Raw genomic sequence first — 20,606 nt, forward strand, 5'->3', positions numbered from 1 at the left:
AGCATAAACACAAGTTATTGTTTATAAAGATATAAAAAATCAATCAGCCATATCCCATAGCCCCGATGCGGTATATAACATAATTATTTTATCGAAATTGATAAATACCAATGGAAATCCGCGAATACGCCAAAATCTGCTGAATAATGTTTCACAACTCCTGCTCTAGCTAAACCGTTAAAAATCGTCTCAAGCCCGGCCAAACCTGATCTCAACGGGTTCTTACGCCTGAACAGCCGAGGCCGGTTTATCGCTTGGCACAGCTATTGCTGACAGGCTTGGAAATAGTTGTTTTCCGCCCGTACGGGCCAATAAGAATGAGTCTTTCCACCATGACATCCAGTGAATTCCAGACCCTTGCCGAGATGTGCATCCGCCAGGCCCAGCTGCGGCCGGATGCCGTTGCCTTTATAGTGGACAACCAGCAGCAGACATTTGCGCAACTCGATCTAAGCAGCAATCAGGTCGCCCACGGCTTGACCGCGGCCGGCGTCAAGTCCGGCTCCAGGGTGGCGATACTCGGCAAGGACACGATTGCCCATTATGAGATTCTGTTCGGTTGCGCCAAGATCAAGGCCGTGCTGGTCGACCTGAACTGGCGGCTGGCCCCGCCCGAGATACTTTATATCCTGAACGACAGCGAAACCGAAGTGCTGTTTGTGGCGCCGGAGTTTTTGCCGCTGGCGCAGTCCCTGTTTTCGCAACTGATCACTGTCCGTACGATTATCGCCCTGGATGGCGCGCATGCGGACTGGCCGCTCTACGAGGACTGGAAAACCGAGAATCCGGCCACCCCGATCGCCTGCGAATACAGTCCCGAAGACGTCGCCGTGCAGATGTACTCCAGCGGCACCACGGGGCGGCCGAAGGGCGTACAGCTCGCCAACTACAGCTTTTTCAGACTGATGCAGGGCATGCGCGCGGCCGGCGATGCCTGGATGTCGCTGAATCCGGACGATACCTTGCTGCTGGCGCTGCCGCAGTTTCACATCGGCGGGCTCTGGTGGGCCATCCAGGGATATGCGGTCGGCGCCGCCGGCGTCATCGTCGACACCTTCGTCGCCTGGCAGGCCCTGCATTTGATCGAGCGGCACCAGGTCACCAAAGCCGTGCTGGTGCCGTCGATGATCCAGCTGATGCTGGAAGAACCCGCCTGCGCGCAGACCGATCTGTCGTCGTTCAAGGGACTGCTCTACGGCGGCTCGCCGATCGCGCCGCCGCTGCTGCGCAAGGCCATGGAAATCTTCGGCTGCGACTTCTTCCAGATCTACGGCCTGACCGAAACCGGCAATATGGCCGTGTGCTTGCGGCCCGCCGATCACAGTCCGGAAGGCAGTCCGAGAATGAAAGCCGCGGGCAGGCCCTTGCCCGGCGTCGAGGTCAAGGTCATTGACGCGAAGGGCCGGACATTGCCGGCGGGCCGCAGCGGCGAAATCTGCATTAAATCGCCCAGCAACATGCTGGGCTATTGGAAGAATGAATCCGCCACCGAACAGACGCTGGTCGGTGGCTGGGTACATACCGGCGACGTGGGTTACAAGGATGAGGAGGGCTACGTCTATGTCTGCGACAGAATCAAGGACATGATCATCTACGCGGGAGAAAACCTGTTTCCCGCCGAGATTGAGGCCGTACTGAGCGAACATGACGCGGTTGCCGAAGTCGCTGTCATAGGGATCCCCGATGAAAAATGGGGTGAAGTCGTAAAAGCCTTTGTCGTGCCGCGCCAGGGCGGCGAAATCAAGCAACGGGAGTTGATCGATTTCGCCAGAAGCCGTATCGCGGATTTCAAAGTGCCCAAATCGGTAACGTTTGTCGATGCCTTGCCGAGAAACCCGAGCGGCAAAGTCCTTAAGCGGGTATTGAGGGCGCCGTTCTGGCAGGACCAGGACAGACAGGTTAGTTAAACAGTCAGGATTCGGTTATCAATCATTTCCCGTTTAAACATAGGATGTGCCGACGCCAGGAGGCGCAGTTGTGCCTTTAGGGTATCGTTCGCGAGCAGCGTCGCCTGGAGCGCCTGCTTCTGGCCAGCGCATCCCATGCAGGATTCCAGTTTCAGGAAGTCATTTTTAGCCGAATCCTTAGTCAATTCACAATCTAGAGCAAAGGAATAATAAATCATGAATGCAGTGGTATCAGAAGATCAAGTATCCATCATCGAGGCCGCACCCGGACAAATCGGCGCCGAGGTGCATGGTTGGGATGTAACGACCTTCACCCCGGGTTGCCCCGAAGCGGAGATGCTCAGGCAATTACTCTACCGGAATAAACTGGTCGTCATGCGCGGCCAGCGTCTTGACATGACCGAACAGCAACAAGTCGATTTCACCAGAGCGGTAGGCCGGCCTCAGGTTTATTTTCAACCGAATTATCACCACCCTGACCACCCTGAAATTTTCGTTTCCAACAACCTCAACGAAGACGGAAAAAAATTCGGTGTTTCCGGTACAGGCCGCTACTGGCATACCGATTGCTCTTTCGAGAAACATCCTTTGTCCTTTACCTCGGTACGTCCTATCTTCTTCCCCAAATCGGCCAGGGATACCTCCTACATCGACATGACCCGCGTCTACCGCGAACTCCCGGACGATCTGAGACGTTATGTGGACGGCCGGATGGCCATGCAGGAAGCCTGGCCGCGCTATAAAGTACAACCGTGCGACATCGACCGTTCGATTGAGGAACTCATCGAGAACTTCAAAGCCGAATGTCCGCCACAGGCCCATCCCGCCGTCATTGAGCATCCGGTGACCGGCGAAAAAATCCTGTATATCAGCAGCGGTTTCACCAGCGGACTGGTCGGCCTGTCCTATGAGGAAAATCAGCGGGTGATGAAGGCCCTGTTCGAATTCGTCGAGCAGCCTAAATTCATCCACACGCATACCTGGGAGGAAGGCGACATGATTATCTGGGAAAACCGGACATTGATTCATAAAGGCTCCAAGGCCAAGCCGGGCGAATACAGCAGAATGTACCGCATCGGCATTTACGACGATTTACCGTTTTATGTGGGGATTGAATAATGAGTCTGCTAAGGATGGTTGACCCGCTGGAGAACGTCATCGTTTCCGATATCGACAATGGTTTTATGAACGAGGTGCTGAAACCTTATTTCAGCCACAGCCGTTATCTGAAACAGGCCTGGTTCCAGCAGTCGGAAGATCTTGATCCGCAAAGCCTGATCATGAACGGCGAATTCTCGATACCCGAGTCCTGCTATATCGACGACACCGGGCACTTCAATGCCGTGGAATACAACATCTGCTTCAACCAGATTTGTTACGTGCATTTGGCGCATTGCATCAAACACGCCCTGATACCGGAGTTATCGGAAGATTACGACATGGACACGTTTTTCGAGAAACAGCTTCCGAACGTCTTGATTGCAAAGCTCGCCTCGAGCTATCAAAGCCAGCTGAACGCCAAGCATTTTTACGGCACTTACGGCATCAAGAGTATCAAGAAGACCTCGACATGCACCTTCATCAAGACCTATTGCAATTTTCACGATGACGCCAAAGGCAAAAGCAAAGGAGAAGTGACGCTCGCGGTATTGGCGCCATAAAGACCGAAACCTCGCCCTTTTTCCGCGAAATCCGGGATGTAGTCCGGTGTCCGGCGTGGAAAACGGGCGACGGTTTTGCCTGGCGGCCCGCGTTCGTGCCGAGCCTCCCGAAAGCTGTCCGCTCGCGCTCCGGCGCCCGGCCTCGGCATCCCGTGCCCCGACGCTTTAGATTTTCACTACCACAAGCCCGCAACCGTTATGTACGCCAGTTCGACGATCATCAACACCTTACAACACGCCCGGCCGGCCCAAAGAAAGCCGATATTGAACGCCTACATTCGCGAATTACTGGCGAATTTCATCGGCATGGACAGTCCGGAAGACATAACGCCCGATCAGAACTTTATCGACCTGGGCACCGATTCCCTGCAAGCGGTCGGATTCAAGTCCACACTGGAAACGAATCTGGCCTGCTCGCTGCGCACCACCTTATTGTTCGATCATCCCCGGATGGATCTGCTGGTCGATTACCTGATCGACGAGGTATTGCCGCTCAACCCGGCGCCGCCCGAAGAAACGCCGGATGCCGCCGCCGTCACGCCGCCGCGCGAGGAGGGCGGAGCGCTGACCGCCCCTGCGCAGCCGATCGCCATTGTCGGTCTGGCCGGCCTGTTTCCCGGCGTCGATGACGCGCAATCGCTCTGGGAAAAAGCCCTGGCCGGCGACTGCCTGCAGCCGGACCCGTGTGTGCCGTCCGTCGCGTTCGGCTACGGCCGCCTCGGCGCAGGCGGCCAGGGCGAAACACCCGACCTTGCCGAGCGCCAGCTGCAACTGCTGAACGCTCTTCTTGCCCAGGTCCAGAACGACTACGGCATGGCCGGGCCGATGCTCTCGGAGCCCATGACCGGCGTTTTCATCGCCGCCCAATCGTTCGTCGACCGCCTGGGCTGCCGCGCTAACGGCGGCCAGCCGTACCGGGTGCCCATCGCCAACGAGCTGTCCTTTCAGTTCGACCTGAAAGGCCCGAGCGAAGTCATCAATACCTTCTGCACCAGTGTCCACGTCGCGCTGCACCGCGCCGTGCAAAGCATCCGCGCCGGCGAATGCGAACAGGCCGTGGTCGGCGCCGTCAACCTCATCGATGGCGACGAATTCGCGTCCATGGCCATGCACGGCCTTTACGACCAGCTGCTGAGCAGCCGCAACCGGACGCGCAGCTTCGGCGAGGAAGCCGACGGCTTCGTTCGCAGCGAAGGCGCGGGCGTCATCATCATCAAGCCGCTGGCGCAGGCTCTGGCCGACGGCAACCGGATTCTGGCGCTCGTCAAGGGCAGCGCCGTGCATCACGGAGGCCGCGGTTATTCGCTGGAAGCGCCCAACGTGCAAGGGCTGAGGCACGCCATCGCCGCCAGCCTCGCCCAGGCCGGCGTCAGCACCGATACCATCGATTACGTGGAAGCCCACGGCATCGGCAACACGCTGGCCGACGCCCTGGAATTGACCGCCATCAGCGACGCTTACCGGCAGCTGAGCGCGGATGCCGGCAAAAACTGGTTCGTCAGCAGTATCAAGCCCAGTATCGGCCATCCGGAGGTCGCCTCGGGCATGGCGTCGCTGATCAAGGCTGTCAAAGCCCTGGAGCACCGGGCCATACCGGGCATAGCGGGGCTCGGCGAACTCAATCGCGAACTGCCGGCCGATCATGCCCTGATCCTGCAAAACCGGGCCACCGCCTGGCAAAACGGCGCCGGCCCGCGCCGGGCGGCGCTCAACAGTTACGCGATCGGCGGCGTCAACGCGCACATCGTGCTGGAAGAGTATTGCGGACAGGCGGCAGCCGATGCCGGCGCGGTTTTCAGCCAGCCGTCGGGCCAGGCGGCAACCGCTCAGGCAACGCAAGCCGCTTTGACCGACGATGCCGAGGCGGCGCTGGCGAGCGTGACCGCCGAGGTGTTCGGCAAGGAACTGTCGGCCATCGACCGTTCGCTGTCGCCCGTGCATTACGGCTTCGATTCGATCCAGGTGGTGCAGTTCATCAAGCGCCTGAACGAGCGGCTGGGCCTGAACATCAAGGTCGCCCAGGCGATGGGCGCCAAAAACTTCGGCGAATTTTTCGCCTTGCTGGCGCAGCAAGCGCGCAGCGCGGACAAGGTCGCGCCCGAACCGGCGCAAACGGCGGCGAGCGCGTTGGCGGCGCCGCAGCCCTTGTCGGAAACCCAGAAAGGCCTGTGGTATATCCAGGAAACCTTTCCCGACTCCATCGGCTTCAACGTGCCGCTGATTTTCCGGCTCCAGGCCCCGGCGGACCGCGACTGTCTGCGACAGGCGCTGCACGCGGTGCTGGAAGAGCGGCCGCTGCTGCGCTGCCGCTATATAAAGGACGCGGCGGGCGAAGATATCGCTCAGATGGCAGGCAGCGCCGCCGACAACCTGGCGATCGAGCATCTTACCCTGCCGGAAAGCGAACCGACGGCGCCGTTTCTGCGCCGGTTGCTGCAGCGGCCGTTCAATCTGAAAACCGATCCGCCGCTGCGGCTGTATACCGTGGAATGCCCGTCGGACCGGCGCTTCTACGTGTTCTTCGTCATCCATCACATCGTCATCGACGGCTTTTCCGGCATGCTGTTCGCCAACGAGTTCTGGGACAAATACCAGACTTTGGCCGCCGGCGGCCAGCCGGCCGCGCAAGCGCCCGACACGGCCTTTTTCGACTTCATCGCCTGGGAGCGCGCCTACCTGAACTGCGCGCGCGCCGAAGACGATCTGGCCTGGTGGAAGAACTATCTGGACGGCGTACCGGCGACCATCGCCCTGCCTTACGATACTCTGCCGCAGCCCGGCCTGCCAGACCTAGGCATGGGCTGCGAGACGCTGACCCTGAACAGCGCCACGCTGTCGGCGCTGAAATATCTCGGTTCCATGCTGAACCAGAACCTGTCGTCGCTGTTGCTGGGCGTGTTCAATATCCTGATCCACCGGCTGAGCGCGGAAGACGATATCGCCGTGAACATGCCGGTGGCCGGCAGGCCCTTGCAGCGCCATGAAAACACGGTCGGCTGCTACATCAACCTGATGATCGTCAGGAACCAGCTCCGCCCGGACGAGACCTTTCTGCAACTGGTCAAACAGATCGGCGCCAATCTCGCCGAAGCGCTCGACCACGCCCATTTCCCGTTCATCCGATTGATGCGCGAGCTGAAACTGACGCTGCTCAACCCGAGCGAAGTGCCGTTTTCGGTATCGTTCACCTACCAGAACATCTTCGACGGCGTACTCGGCGCCGATGAGCGGCTGGGCGGCGCCGAGCTGTGCTACGACGTGTATCAGGAAACCATGGACAGCTACATGCTGGAAGTCTACGACTTCCGCGACAAGGTGGAGCTGCACCTGAAATACCAGCGCAATCTGTTCGAGGCCGACACGATCCGCCGCCATCTCGGCTATCTGGAAATGCTGCTGGGCGATATCCTGGAAGATCCCGGCAAACGCATCGACGAATACGACTGCCTGCCGGCGCAGGAGGTGAGCCTGTTGCTGGACGGTTTCAACGACACCGCCAGCGAATTCCCGAGCCAGCACTGCGCTCATGAGCTGTTCGAAGCCCGGGCGGCGCAGACGCCGGACAGCACGGCGCTGATTTTCGCCGGCCGGGCCATGTCCTACGGCGCCCTGTTGGAGCGTAGCCGGCGTCTGGCGATCTATCTGCAGGCCCAGGGACTGGGGCCGGATCAATTGGTCGCGGTGTGCATGGACCGATCGGCGGACATGATCGTCGCGGTGCTGGGCGTGCTGGCTTCCGGCGCCGCCTATCTGCCCATCGATCCGCACAACGGCGAGGACAGAATCCGCTACATGCTCAGCGACGGCGGCGTCAGCCTGCTGCTGACCCAGTCCCATTTGCAGCCGCGCCTGTCCGGCCTGTCGGCCGACTGCCGAACGCTGGCCGTGGACGATCCGGCCTGGACCGACCAGGTGCCCCATAACACTGAGCTGCGCCGCGAGGTCGGCCCGCAGCATACGGCCTATGTGATCTACACCTCCGGCAGCACCGGCAACCCGAAAGGCGTGGCCATCGCCCACCGGTCGCTGGTGAATCTGTGCCAGGCGATGACGGTGAAATACGGCATTACCGAACAGGACAGGATCCTGCAGTTCGCCTCGTTGAGCTTCGACATGTCGGTGGAGGAAATCTTCCCCTACCTGCTGGCCGGCGCCGGCATCGTGATCCGCCAGGAGGCCGATATCGAAGTGGACAATTTCTACCGGGTCGTCGTCGACAACGGCGTCACGATACTCAATCTCCCGCCGCAGTTCCACGGCGTAATCGCCGCGCTGGAGCCGGAGCGGCAAGCGCGCCTGTTCGGCCAGCTGCGCCTGATTTCCTTCGGCGGCGAGGCCCTGCCGGAGGCCACGCTGCAAGCCGTGCAGGACCGCGGCGTCAGAATCTTCAACGCCTACGGCCCGACCGAATACACCGTCAATGCCGCGATCGCCGAGCTCGATGCCGGGCAGCGCCTGACCATCGGCAAGCCGATCGCCAACACCCGCCTGTATGTGCTGGGCCAATACCTCGAACTGCTGCCGATAGGCGTCGCGGGCGAGCTGCATATCGCCGGGGAAGGGCTGGCGCTGGGTTACCTGAACAATCCCGAGCTGACCGCCGAGAAGTTTATCGACAACCCTTATGCGCCCGGCAAGCTGTACAAAACCGGCGACCTGGCGCGCTGGCTGCCGGACGGCACGCTCGCCTATGTCGGCAGAACCGATCATCAGGTCAAAATCCGCGGCTTCCGGGTCGAGCTGGGCGAGATCGAAAATGCGCTGACCGCGCTGCCGGGCGTGACCGGCGCCGCCGCGATAGTGGCAAAATCTCACGGCGGCGAGCGCCTGGCGGCCTATTATACGGCCGACGCGGAAGGCATCGATGCCGACGGACTGCGCGAGCAATTGCGCCGCCGCCTGCCCGATTACATGGTGCCGGCCGCCTTCATCCGCCTGGACAGCCTGCCGCTGACGTCCAACGGCAAGATCGACCGCAAGCGCCTGGAGCAGACGCCGGTGGCATTCGACGCCGGCGAGCACTATGTCGCGCCTCAGACCCCGGTCGAACGGCAACTGGCCGGCATCTGGGAAGACGTGCTGGGTCTGGCGCGCGTCGGGCTCAACGATAACTTTTTCGAACTCGGCGGCCATTCCCTGCTGTCGATACAGCTGGCGAACAAAATCAACCAGCAGCTGCCGTCCGCGCAGATCGGCATCGCCGACATCATCCAGTGCCCGACCGTGCGGGAACTGGCCGAGCGCATCGGCGACGCCGGCGAAAAACCGGCCGGCTCGCCCTATGTCGCCAGACTGCGCGACAGCGTTCCGACCTTCATCATCCCGGGCATGCCGGGGCTGAGCGACGGCTACCACCAGCTGGCGGCCCGGATCGGCGACGGCGGTCCGGTGTACGGCCTGCAGATGAAAGGCTACGCCGGCAGCGCCCCGGCCGCATCGGTCGAGGACATGGCCGCCCACAACATCGAGCAGATCCGGGGCATCAAGGCGCGCGGCGCGATCCGGCTCTACGCCCACAGCTACGGCGGCACCGTGCTCTATGAAATGCTCAAGCAACTGCAGGACAGCGGGATCGAGGTCGAGGACATGGTGCTGATAGACAGCGGCGTCGCCAACTGGCCGAAGCGGATGGACAAGCGCTCGGTCATCGCTTTCTGCACCATGATCCTCGAAAACGCCGGCATCGATCCGGCCGGGCAGGAGGCGGCCATCGTCGGCATTCTGGAGGACAATCCCTATCCGGCCTGGAAAACCGGCTTGGCGGAACAGCTGCATGCGGCGATGGGCATCGACCCCGGTTATTTCCTGGACTTGTGGCAGGTGGTCGAGACGTCGCTGGCCGTCGATTACCGCTATCCGCACGGCAGACTGCCGCACCGGGCGACGCTGGTCATCGCCGAGGAGAGCAGGGGCTGGCTGGAGCCGGGCTGCTGGGACGAGTACTACGACGAGGTCAGGGTCGTGCATGCCGGCGGCGGCCATTACACTGTCGTGGCCGAGCCTTATTGCGGGCAATGGCTGAAAGACCTGAAGCCCGTCCACCGCTCCGGTGCGGAACTGCCGGAAGGACACTACTATGGCGCCTAAGGCAGGCTATCTGTTGCTGCTGTGCAGTCTGGCCGGATGCACCATGGGGCCCGATTACCGGGAACCCTTGCTGGCGCTCCCGGGTAGCTGGCTGGCCGAAAACGACGCCGGCCCGGACCGGCAACCCGTAACGCCTGAGCAGCTGAGGAACTGGTGGAAAAATTTCGGCGATGCTGAACTTAATCGCCTGATGGAACTGGCGCTGACCGACAATCTGGACCTCAAGATAGCCCTGACGCGCATCGATCAGGCGCGCGCCGATCGCCGTTCGGTCCGGGCCGAGCTGTTTCCGCAGATCGATATCAAGGCAGGCGGCCAGCGCCACCAGAACCTTTCGCCCATTTATGCGAAAGGCGTCCGTTTCAACCTGTTCGAGCTCGGTTTCGACGCCATCTGGGAACTCGACCTGTTCGGCCGCCTGCAGCGCCGGCTGGAGTCGGCCAGCGCCGATCTGGATGCGGCGAAGGAAGAGCACGCCCAGGCGCTGGTGACGCTGACGGCGGAACTGGCGCGCGCTTACGTGGAATACCGCAACCTGCAGAACCAGCTGCGGATCACGCGCTCGAACCTGGAAGCGCAGCGTTACACCCTGAGGCTGACTGAACGGCTGTTCAACGAGGGTGTCGGCACCCGGCACGACGTGGTGCGGGCAAGGGCGCAGGCCAAGAACACCGAAGCGCAGGTTCCGGCTCTGGAAGCCGGAGTCACCGTCACGCTCAGACAGCTGGAGGTACTGATCGGCCGGCAGCCCGGCGCACTGGACGGCGAGTTGCAGGCGACGGCCGCGCTGCCCATGGCGCTGGCGCAGCAATTGCTGACTTCGCCGGCCGAGACCATTCGCTGGCGGCCCGACATCCACGTCGCCGAACGCCGGCTCGCGGCCGCGACCGCCATGCAGGGCGCAGCGATCGCGGAACTTTTTCCGAAAATCTCGCTGTCGGCCTTTCTGGGGCTGCGCAACACCGACATCGAAAGCCTGTTCAAGTCGGCGGCCTTTTCTTACAGCACGGCCGCCAACCTGCTGCAGCCGCTGCTCAATTTCGGCCGCATCCAGGCCGGCATCGATCTGACCGAGGCGCAGCAAAAGGAAGCTTATCTGACCTATGAAAAGGCGGTGCTGGAAGCGCTGCGCGAGACCGAAACCTCCCTGACCCGCTACCTGAAGGAAGAAGTGCGGCGGCAAACCCTGGCCCACGCCGTGGAAGACCAGCGCGAATCGGTCAGATTGTCCCAGCTGCGCTACAAGGAAGGCGTCATCACCTTCCTGGACGTGCTGGACGCCCAGCGTGCCCTGTATGCCGCCGAAATCGAGCTGGCCCGCTCCGAGGCGGAGGCGTCCACGAACCTGATCGCCTTTTACAAGGCGCTGGGCGGCGGCGCGAACGCCCTGACGCCGGAAGTCGCCCAGGAGACATCGGGGAAGGCATCATAAGCCAGGTGGCCCTGTCCCGCCCGTGAACAAGCGGGCCGGGGTTTGCAACCCCGGCCTAACGTTTCCATGATGTCTGAGATAAGTGGCTGCTCTTGACCAGAGTCAAACGTTTCGGATGGGGCAATATGCTCCGCCGGCTCATGGGCCTGCACCTGCACCTGACAGCCGTAGGGTACGCAGTGCGTACCTTTTGGGGCTTGAATTAAGGATGCGGCAATTAATAACTTCCCTGAATCTTGATAAATAAATAATACCTTTGTGGAGGCGACTTCGCCTAGAGCGCCTACTGTTGGAAGTCGCCCGGGGCGAATACCTAAAGTGCACAAGTACCCAAAGGGCATAAATAAATTCGCCCTACATAACGGTTAATTACACCCGCAAACCACGGCCAAACCCTAAGAGAATTTTTTCCTCGTGCCTTCGATTGCTGTTCCAGACGCCATTCTGCCTTCCCGTAGTGGTTTATAATGCACAGGAAAAATTAATCGACTGGTTACAGGATGGATAAAAAACAGAACCCCCCCGAATCAAATCGGCCGACAGCCGCGATCCAGGAAATGGTCCTGGTCTTGCGGCCGGGCGGCAGCAAAAAACTGGCTGAGATACGCCACAAGGCCCAGACGGGCCAAACGAGCCCGCCGCCCGTTGAACCGGCCCATACTGATCATGAAATTCCAAAAGACTTGAAACCCGATGTGGCCGCGGAGCTGAAGAAAGCCCGCGGGCTCATCGATGCAAGAATCGCGGAGATTATGAGCCGTTTTCCCGCCGGCAAGCAGAACAAGCTTTTCGGCTTCAGGTACGGCTCAGTCGATGCCATAAAACACATGGCTGTGAACGACGCGTTCAAACGGTTGGGAATGCCGGACAATCAGGTCAAGATGATGCTGATTGCCGGGCTGGATTATTATGGTAATGAGACGGGGACCCCGCACAACGATACTCAGTCAATTTAATTATGACGGTTAAATTGTAGGTGCGAATTCACTTGTGCCCTTTGAGGGTATTCGCACTATTTGCACTATTCGCGCTATCGATACTCGGCAAATTTTACTCGTCAGAACAAGATTGACTAAATACTAGCGCGGTCATCATATCGTTTGATGATTATCACTCCTGACAGGACGTATTGCCTTTATCGTAAGGATCTGGGATTTTCAGGAATAAAACGCGGTCATCGCCGCGAACCTCAGCCCTTTCATTATCTTCTATTTCTGTATCTATATCGGCATCCGATAAGCCTATTCCGGTTCCCGGCCCAGCCGAAACCAGACGTGCACAATCGGTCGGATTTGTCGATATGCTGCAGCTTGTAGGCACCTGCAAAATAATAGGCCGTCCCCAGCCGTCCATAACAATAGAGTCTCCATCAGCAAGCGCATGCACATAAGTGTCGCTGCTGAAATTCGCGGCCAGCTTCGTTTTATCGGCCAAACTGATGCCAGTCATTAAATAAGGCCCGCGCCAGCCCACGCCGGTTTTGGGGTTGTATTCATCCCATGAGCCTCGCCCGAATAAATATTTCAGGTTGTAGTCAGAGCTGTCTTTATCAGTGGCCGGGTAATACCCCAACGTATCGGCATAATACCCAGGCCCCGCCTTGCCGCCCATGATCGCCTGCTTGACGGCCTGCAGGGTTGCATCCGTCGCTTTGCACATAGCCGCGCCGCCCGTGCCGCCCACATAAGGCACAACCATTCCGGCCAGTGCGATCAGTATCAGCAACACCACCGTTATTTCCATCAGTGTCATGCCTGACTGCATTGTTTTGTGAAACCGTTTCATCATATTGCTCTTCATGTTGTCGTTATGTTTCGGGTCGAATTAATTCGACCCTACAGAATTGGCCGGAGGCACGGATAAGCCACGTAGGTGCGAATTTACTTGTGCCCTATGGGTGTTCGCACTTATTTGTTGATGTAGATTGATTCTCGCCGAATGCCCTGTAACAGTATTCCGGCCGGCGACATGGTAGGTGCGAATTCATTCGCACTATATATCAATGCCGATGTTCAGCGCTGTCCGGGGTCGAATATCCTAAAAGGCACAAGTACCCAAAGGGCATAAATGAATTCGACCCTACAACCATATTGCATCCCACAAGGCATAGTCGCCTATGTGTTCGACCAAACCCGCGCGCAGTGGATTGGCCACGATATAATGCGCGACTTTTTTAATATCTTCGTCATCGCGCAGGGCATGATCATAATAAGCCCTTTGCCAGAGCGACCCACATCGCTGCAAGCGATCATTGACGCGCCGCGCCGACGATGCCTTGAAGATTTTAATCGATGTCGACAATTCGGCATCGCTCCCTAACGTTACCAGCCAATGCAGATGATCCGGCATCAATACCCAGGCCAATGTGGTCAGACGGCCTTCGATTTCGCTGCGGCGCATTTCATCGATTACCAGACGGCCCGTGTACAGACACCTGAACAACGGCTCCCGGTTGGTCGTTACCGTGGTGATGAAATAAATCTGGCCCGGGATGCTGACCCGGCCTTTACGCAAATCGTCATAGGCCATAGCGTTCCTCCATGTTCGAACCGGTCGGATTTCGGGTCGAATGAATTCGACCCTACAGGACACATGCCTTACGGCATGTGCGCCCCTACCATGTAGGTGCGAATTCATTCGCACTAAAATGTATAAATAAAGACCAATTTTGACATTTTTACCAATTGATGGCCGGCAATGACGTCCGTGGGTATACGGTTACTGTTAGTGGTTTATGGTCTAATGGATAAGGATAGGGCATAGTTGTTTTACATCCGGTTGCGTCCTGCTGATAATACAATCCAATGCTTGCCTGACCGATATTAATTAAAGTGTTTGCCGGAAAACTGAATACCATAGTATGTAGGTCTCCATCTTCAATAATGATAGAGGCTGAAGGATAATGAATTATTGCCTCGTCAGAGCGATAATTAATACTCAAACAAATTGACCTAGTACTGTTTGGGCCATCACCAAACCAATTTGAAGCTGGTATTGTAGCTTGGCAGTCAGCTTGGGTGGTCTTACTCTTATCACTGCAACTGTACCATTCGTTTGGATCTGGACAAGTCGCTTTATCCAATTTTGTAGGATCAGAGGAACAACCGTAGCCATCTCCATACCATAAACCTTGATTTGCTTCACAATCGGCTTGTGTCGTATGAGCAGTAATACTGCATGAATTCCATTTGCCGGCGGGACAGGTGCTCTTGTTAGCGTATTCACTGTCACTACAGCCACCATACCAAGTTCCTTCGTTATCCTCACAGTCTGTTCGCGTAGTATATGAAGCATTACTACAATGGCTGTTCAACGAGAACGGCCGCCCTCTAACCGATATCGTGATTCCTGGTGAAATATCTAACTGATAATCACGTTTCAAAATTTGAACGGAGCAATCTCCACTATAATCACTATCCGAACAATTGCCGCCAGGGGCCTGATCTTTGCCGTAGCTCAGAACTGTTAGACCATCGGTTTCTGGTGTATCTAAGAGTAATCCCCACCCATAGTCGTGATTTATGCTATTTGCAGCAAAGCTACCCCAGCCATCAACAAAAGCATCATCGTCCAATGCGCTGCCGGAAATATTAAGATAAGGCCCGTGCCATCCGTACCAAAGGCCGCTATCAGAATCCAATGTCCAATCTTGCTGGAAATTCCATATCTTGCCAGCCGCTTCACAAGTTGCTTGGGTTGAATACGTTCGATCAGAACAAAAATTTTGCTCCAGCAACTCATGCAAATTCTTCGGCAACCGCCCCATATCCGCCACAAACCCGCTAACCGCCTGCTGACCGTTGATGATCTGCCGGGGATTGCCGAGGATGGCTTCCCTGATGCGCTCCAGGCGCTCTCGGGTCTGCTCGTAGCGGACCTGAAAACTCAAGCCGTTGGTTTCGCGGATGGCGACGCTGGCCAGTAAGGTCATCAGCAGCAGCACGACCGTCATTTCAAGCAGTGTGAAGCCGCGGGTCTGGGGGAGGGATGATGTGTTCATAAGCCGGTAAGTATCCGATTGTCAGTTGCTTGATGCTGTCAAAACCTGTAAGCCATGCCCAGATTGAAACCGAAGGAATCCCAGTTCACGCCGTTGAACCGTGTCTCTCCGACCGTACCGTCGGCACCATAGAACGTGTCGATGCCTTTGTTGTTGGCTTTCCATTTCTGATAGTCGGCCGACAGACTGACCGTCCAGGCCGGATTGATCCGGTAGCGTCCGCTTGCCGAGGCGACGATGCCTTCGCCTTCCGCTTCATGCGTGAAGCTTTTGGGGTGCTGGAAATCGTCGCGCAGGTTCCAGTTGCCGGTACCTTCATAGTCCGCCCAGTGATATTCGATCGAACTTTGCAGGGACAGGCGGTCGGTCAGGAACAGTTGTGTTTCCAGGCCGCCCCAGGGGCCGAAAAAGGTCGCTTCGTAGGTGCTCTCCAAGCCGCCGAAATGGCCCCAGGCCGGTATGGTCTGAAAGCCGTTGGTGATGTTGAACTGCTGGGTGTGATAGGCATAACCGACTTTGGGCGTCAGGCGCAGGCGGGGCGCAAAGCGCTTGCCGGCGATGTCGAAGTGATAACCGAGCGCGCCTGACACTTCGATCGTCGCGCCGTCGTCGGCGACATTGTTGGAGCGCGAGAATTCGGCTTGGCGATTGTCCTGCAGGTAATCGGAATCCTGATTGCGGCCGTCGACAATCCCGCCGTAAGCGAACTTGCCTTCCGCATGCCAATGGCCGGCATAGGTCATGTCGATGCCGGTCTCGACCATGGCGCTTTCCACGTCCTGCCATTGCAGCTCGGACAGGACATCGGGCGATCCTGACGGCGCGGCGATGGTCCAGTCCAGATCATCCTGCCGATAGCCGCCTTCAATATAATAATCAAACTGGAATTCCGGTTCGGCGTCGTAACGCTCCGGTTCCCGGTAATTTTCAGCGACGGCCGGGCGGTCGGCGGCAAGGCTGACGGTCGGACCGCGTTCGGCGGTTGCAGGCCCGCCCGAAGGCGGCTGGTCAAAGATGACCATGTGCATGGGCCTGTCGCGGCCGATTTCGTGCTCGCGCCTGTCGGGCAACGGTTCGTAGTCAGACGTTTCAAACACATGCATTTTCATGTCCGGCACGGCGCCCGAGGCGATGCCCGTCGCCTGCGCCGCCAGAGGACAGCAGACGAGCAAGGGGCCGAGTCTTATCAAGCGGTATTTCTTAGCCATGATTTTCCTTGACTGTCCGGCGCATCAACGGGTCGCAGGGGCTACAATTTCCTCGAACGGCTGGGAGGAAATCAGGTACAGATAGGTCGTCGCATGGCTTTGCTCGCTTTGTCCTTCCAGCGTCTCGTTTTCGATCGTGGACGCCAGCCAGCGGCCTTTCAGTTGGCGGTAATCGACCGTCACCCGATCGTTCGAGACATTGTGCAGTTCCACGGCCGTGACATAAATGCCGCCCTGGCGCCAGCCGGCGATCGGCAACGCCTTGATTCTGGAATCGTAGGTCAGGTCGACCGGTGCGAAGTCGGTCATCCTGACCAGCGTGATTTTGGGATCGATTTTGCGCTGTTCGGGCGGCAGCCGGATGGCTTCCGACGCGTAGCGGGTCAGGTCCACGTAAATCTGCTGGGCGGGCGAGGGCGCCGCTGCCGCCCGGCGATTTTTCGGGAATTCCCGCGAATCGCCGCGGCCGCGGTATTTATCGAAGCTATCCTGTTTGCTGTATTGCTTGTACGGCTGTTCCAGCACATAGCCTTTATGACGCCTGTCCGGGTTCGAATAGACGTCCAGCGCGCCGGCATCGAGCGCGTTCGGATGAATGCTGTTTTCCCGTAATACCTCGTGACTGACGCCGGCCGCTTCCGTCGGCGTTTCCATGATATGCGGCTTGATGATGATGACCAGTTCCCGGCGCGTGCGCGACTGGCCGTCGTCCCGGAAAAAGAAGCCCAGGCCCGGGATGTCGCCCAGGATGGGCACTTTTTTCTCGCTGTTGCTGGCCGCTTCCTGGATCAGGCCGCCGACGGCGACCGCGGTCGAATCCTTGGCGACGATGGTGCCGCTGAACGTGCGTTCCTGCACCAGATCGATATTGGCATCCTGGAGCTTGTCGCCGATCTGCACCGGAATCGTGCCTTTGCCGGCCGACAGGGTGGATTGCTCGACCAGAATCTGGATGCCGACCGTCCGGTCCGAATTGATGTTGGGCGTCAGCAGCAGGGTGGTGCCGATGGCGCGCAGGTCGGTTTCGGGCACCAGAATCGGCTGTTGCACGACGGTTCCCGTGCCGAGCCCGACGCCGCCGGCCACGGTGGACGATGCCGAATAGCCGCTGATGATGGGTCTTTCCTCGCCGACAAACACGCGGCTGACTTCCTGATTGGTGGTCATCAGCATGGGCGTGGCCAGTTCCGTGACCCGGCCTTCCCGTTCCAGCAATTGCAGGCGCGCCTCGAAATTGTTGCTGACCACGGTCGCCAGCAGGGACGGATCGAAAGCCGCCGACGCGGCCCGCAGGCCAGTGTCGAAAATTTCCTGGGCGCCGATGCTGTTGACGGCGTCCAGCGTGGACAGATTGGCGTTATTGGTCTTGAGCTTGAAATCGAACAGCGAGTTATAGCCGTCCGACAGATCGATGGACAGGACTTTGACTTCCATCAGCAGCATGGAACTGTCGGTGTCCAGCTTCTTGTACAGCTGGCGGATTTCATCCATCGCATCCTGGTCGCGCGTACGAACCAGCACCCGGTTCTGGTGCTTGATGACGCCGACATAAATGGGCGCCTGGTGGCGGATGGTCTGATCCAGCAGTCCGATGCTCTGGGCGGCATCGCCGGTCATCAAGCCCTGCATGCTGTCTTTGGCTTCGGCGATTTTGCGCAAAATCTCGGTGCCGACCCGCAGCTGCTCGTCCATTTCAATTTGCCGGTTGCTGTGTTCCTGCCCTTCGACGGAAACGCCCAACTGGTTGCCAAGCATGCCGCCGCTGCCGGCACTGATACTGGTCGAGTTATTGCTGCCTCCGCCGCCACCGCCACCGCCGGAGCCGCCCCGCGCCGACGTCAGGGTCGAACGGCCGTCGATCATGTTAAAGCGCTGAAAGCGCTGGGACAGGTCCGTCATGATTTCCCGCTCGTTTTTTCCGTAACTCAACTGTACACGCTCGGAGAACAGGTTTTTAACCGTCTCGGCCAGGTCCAGCGCATTCTTGGCGTTCTTCATGGTGAAGATTTCCGTCTCCTCCTTCTTGAACTCGACCTGTTCCAGCCGGTATTCCTTGACCGTGTAGATGCGCACGATATTGGAGTTCCAGTCGCGCTGATACCAGAGGTTGTAGGTTTTGGCGATGGCCTCGATGACTTCCAGGGAGGTCACGCGGCGCAGGAACATGGTGACGTGTATCTCGGCGGCTTCCTTGGAGGCGATGATGTTCAGGTCGGATTGCTCCGACAGGATGCGCAGGGCATCGCCGACGGTGATATCGCGGAACTCGATCTGCTCGATGACCCGTTCGGGATTGTCAGGCGCGGCCGTGAGCAAGGACGGTTGCAGCAGCGATAAAGCCAGTAGAGCGGCGGTCAAACGGGATTTTGAAAAAAAATTGGGCATATGTAATTAATTCTGGCGTTGCGGCACGGCTGATTGGCATCAGGCCGCTCTCATGCCGCAAAGCGTCATCAGCGTAAAATAATGGTCTCGTTGCTCGGGTAGATCCTTACCTGCACATGGTTTTTTTGTATTTCCAACACGTGGATTTCTATCAACTGGTTTTTTTCGATATAGGTAATCCTGTCGTTGACGCTCACCATCTCGGTCTTGCCGTTAATGCGCAGCATGGCGTGATTCTTGCCCTCATGCATGTTGCAGGCGCTGGCGGCCAGGGAGATGTCGGGCAGGTTCGGGGCTGCGGAAACGGTCGTTTCGCCGCCCGCCACGGCTGAACGGCGGGTGACGTGTTTTAACGCATCCCTGAAGTTGTCGTTCATGCGGGTCGGGTCCGGAAATTCCTCCTTTGACTTTTTTCGGCCGGCGCCGGGTTCCTGTTCCGGGCCTCTCAGCCGTTGTTCGAATTGCCGGGTCATGACCGTCGGGTCGGCCAGGACATCGGCCGCCGGATCGGGCGCGGCGTTATCCTGCCCCACGGATAGGGAAGGGCAGAACAACAGCCATAGCGCCGTCCGTTTAAGCGATTGCATCTTCATGAAGGGCTTCCTCCCGCGGCGGAAAACATGGCCACCAGGAAAGCGGCGTAAACAAAGCCGACGACGCCGCCGACAAAAATGGTCATGAGCGGCGCGATCATGCCGGTCAGCGTGGCGATGGCCTGTTGCAGCAGTTCATCGTGGTATTCGGTCATTTCAAACAGGATGTCGTCGAGCATGCCGGAGTTTTCGCCGACACGCGTCATTTGCAGTAATAACGGCATATAGCCGGATTCGGTTTCCAGGGGCTCGGCCAGTGACGAGCCTTGCAGCACGCGGCCGCGCGCAAAGGCGATGCGGCTGGCCATGTATTTGTTGACGTGCAGTTTTTCCATCGTCGCCAGGGCGTCGACCATGACCACGCCGCTGCGCAGCAACAGGCCCATGGCCCGGGAGAACAGCACGGTGCCGGACAGGCGCAGGACATAGCCGAACAGCGGCAGTTTCAGCGCCCACTTGTCTATCCACCAGCGGCTGGGCGGCCAGTTGTAAAGGACGATAAAAGTCACTGTTAACGCGGCTGCGAAAACGGCGATGGTGAGGCCGTTGGCCAGCATCCAGTCGGAGGTGTCGATCAAGGCCTGCGTCACCGGCGGCATCGGTTTGCCCATGATCTGCAGCAGTTTCTTGATTTCGGGAATGATGCTGGTGAGCATGAAGATCACCAGGCCGATCGCGAACAGCAGCGTGAAGGCCGGGTAGCGCAGGGCCGAGACGATCTGCTTTTTGAGTTTGCGGCTGGATTTGACTTCCTTGGCCGCCTCGTCCATGACTGTGTCCAGATGGCCGGTCTGCTCACCGACGTGGATCAGCTGGATAGTGAATTCGCTGAAGGCCTTGTGTTCGGCCAAAGCGTCCTTGAACGAGCTGCCCTGCTGGATGCGTTTGGCCAGTCTTTCCCAGGTCGGGCGCGCGCCGGGCCGGCAATGGGTAAGGGTCAGGTTCAAGGCGTCGAGCAGGCTGATGCCGCTGCGCAACATGACCGCGATCTGGTGAAACTCATGCTCGATGTCGGAGGCATTGAAGGCGCGGTAAGCCAGCGGGTTCAGGCTGTAGGATTTAAGCGCGGTGTCGGCTTTTTTCAGCTCTTCGATTTTAAGCGGCAGCAGGCCCTGTTCGCGCAACGCCAGAATCGCCGATTCGCGGGTCGCGCTTTCGATGGCGTCAGTCAGCTGCTGGCCGCTGCGGTCGCGGGCGAGATAGGTGAATACAGGCATTAGCGGACCGCCGGATTGTTAAACAGATCAGGACTTACGCAAACCTGTGGGGGCGACTTCAGTCGCCTCTTGGGTCTGAAACGGGCGACTGCCAACAGTAGGCGCTTTAGGCGAAG

The 20,606-nt window shown here is 58.5% G+C and carries 13 protein-coding genes; 6 read left to right on the forward strand and 7 right to left on the reverse strand.

All coding sequences use genetic code 11. The annotated features are described in order from the left end of the window. The first annotated feature begins 332 nt into the window (after positions 1-332). From EK22_RS19365 to EK22_RS19395, 6 genes are all read left to right on the forward strand, one after another. Positions 333-1,907, forward strand: coding sequence for a fatty acid--CoA ligase (locus EK22_RS19365; protein ID WP_051961982.1), 1,575 nt, complete (start codon positions 333-335; stop codon positions 1,905-1,907). A 216-nt stretch (positions 1,908-2,123) separates the two neighbouring features. After that, entirely contained in the window at positions 2,124-3,026 is a 903-nt protein-coding gene (locus EK22_RS19375; protein WP_036253719.1) for a TauD/TfdA dioxygenase family protein, read from the forward strand. Beyond that, complete coding sequence (locus EK22_RS19380; RefSeq protein ID WP_027147012.1) at positions 3,026-3,568, forward strand: FcoT family thioesterase; 543 nt, start codon at positions 3,026-3,028, stop codon at positions 3,566-3,568. Before EK22_RS19375 ends, EK22_RS19380 begins: the two co-directional genes overlap by 1 nt. 198 nt (positions 3,569-3,766) lie before the next feature. Further along, positions 3,767-9,655, forward strand: a complete 5,889-nt coding sequence (locus EK22_RS19385; protein WP_036253722.1) for a non-ribosomal peptide synthetase — start codon at positions 3,767-3,769, stop codon at positions 9,653-9,655. Then, positions 9,645-11,087 carry an efflux transporter outer membrane subunit gene (locus EK22_RS19390; protein ID WP_036253723.1) on the forward strand — a complete coding sequence of 481 codons (1,443 nt, stop codon included), beginning with the start codon at positions 9,645-9,647 and terminating at the stop codon, positions 11,085-11,087. The genes EK22_RS19385 and EK22_RS19390 overlap by 11 nt, the downstream gene beginning before the upstream one ends. 500 nt (positions 11,088-11,587) lie before the next feature. Next, positions 11,588-12,043: a hypothetical protein gene (locus EK22_RS19395; RefSeq protein ID WP_036253726.1), complete on the forward strand. Its 456-nt coding sequence runs from the start codon at positions 11,588-11,590 to the stop codon at positions 12,041-12,043. A 154-nt stretch (positions 12,044-12,197) separates the two neighbouring features. On the opposite strand, the gene EK22_RS19400 is transcribed toward EK22_RS19395, so the two are convergent. The 7 genes from EK22_RS19400 to EK22_RS19440 all read right to left on the reverse strand — a co-directional run bounded on the left by EK22_RS19400 (position 12,198) and on the right by EK22_RS19440 (position 20,490). After that, entirely contained in the window at positions 12,198-12,839 is a 642-nt protein-coding gene (locus EK22_RS19400; RefSeq protein ID WP_152565157.1) for a type II secretion system GspH family protein, read from the reverse strand. Between the two features lie 327 nt (positions 12,840-13,166). Beyond that, complete coding sequence (locus EK22_RS19405; RefSeq protein ID WP_036253731.1) at positions 13,167-13,616, reverse strand: REP-associated tyrosine transposase; 450 nt, start codon at positions 13,614-13,616, stop codon at positions 13,167-13,169. A 148-nt stretch (positions 13,617-13,764) separates the two neighbouring features. After that, complete coding sequence (locus EK22_RS23850) at positions 13,765-15,087, reverse strand: prepilin-type N-terminal cleavage/methylation domain-containing protein (RefSeq protein ID WP_081917982.1); 1,323 nt, start codon at positions 15,085-15,087, stop codon at positions 13,765-13,767. Between the two features lie 38 nt (positions 15,088-15,125). Then, complete coding sequence (locus EK22_RS19425; RefSeq protein ID WP_051961983.1) at positions 15,126-16,295, reverse strand: hypothetical protein; 1,170 nt, start codon at positions 16,293-16,295, stop codon at positions 15,126-15,128. A 24-nt stretch (positions 16,296-16,319) separates the two neighbouring features. Next, on the reverse strand, positions 16,320-18,680 hold the full coding sequence (locus tag EK22_RS19430) for a DUF3438 family protein (protein ID WP_036253741.1): 2,361 nt from the start codon (positions 18,678-18,680) through the stop codon (positions 16,320-16,322). A gap of 68 nt (positions 18,681-18,748) precedes the next feature. Beyond that, entirely contained in the window at positions 18,749-19,273 is a 525-nt protein-coding gene (locus EK22_RS19435; protein WP_152565158.1) for a hypothetical protein, read from the reverse strand. Next, positions 19,270-20,490, reverse strand: a complete 1,221-nt coding sequence (locus tag EK22_RS19440) for a type II secretion system F family protein (RefSeq protein WP_036253747.1) — start codon at positions 20,488-20,490, stop codon at positions 19,270-19,272. Before EK22_RS19440 ends, EK22_RS19435 begins: the two co-directional genes overlap by 4 nt. Between the last annotated feature and the right edge of the window lie 116 nt (positions 20,491-20,606).

Origin of the sequence: Methylobacter sp. BBA5.1 (assembly GCF_000746145.1) — a bacterium.
Taxonomy (GTDB): domain Bacteria; phylum Pseudomonadota; class Gammaproteobacteria; order Methylococcales; family Methylomonadaceae; genus Methylobacter; species Methylobacter marinus.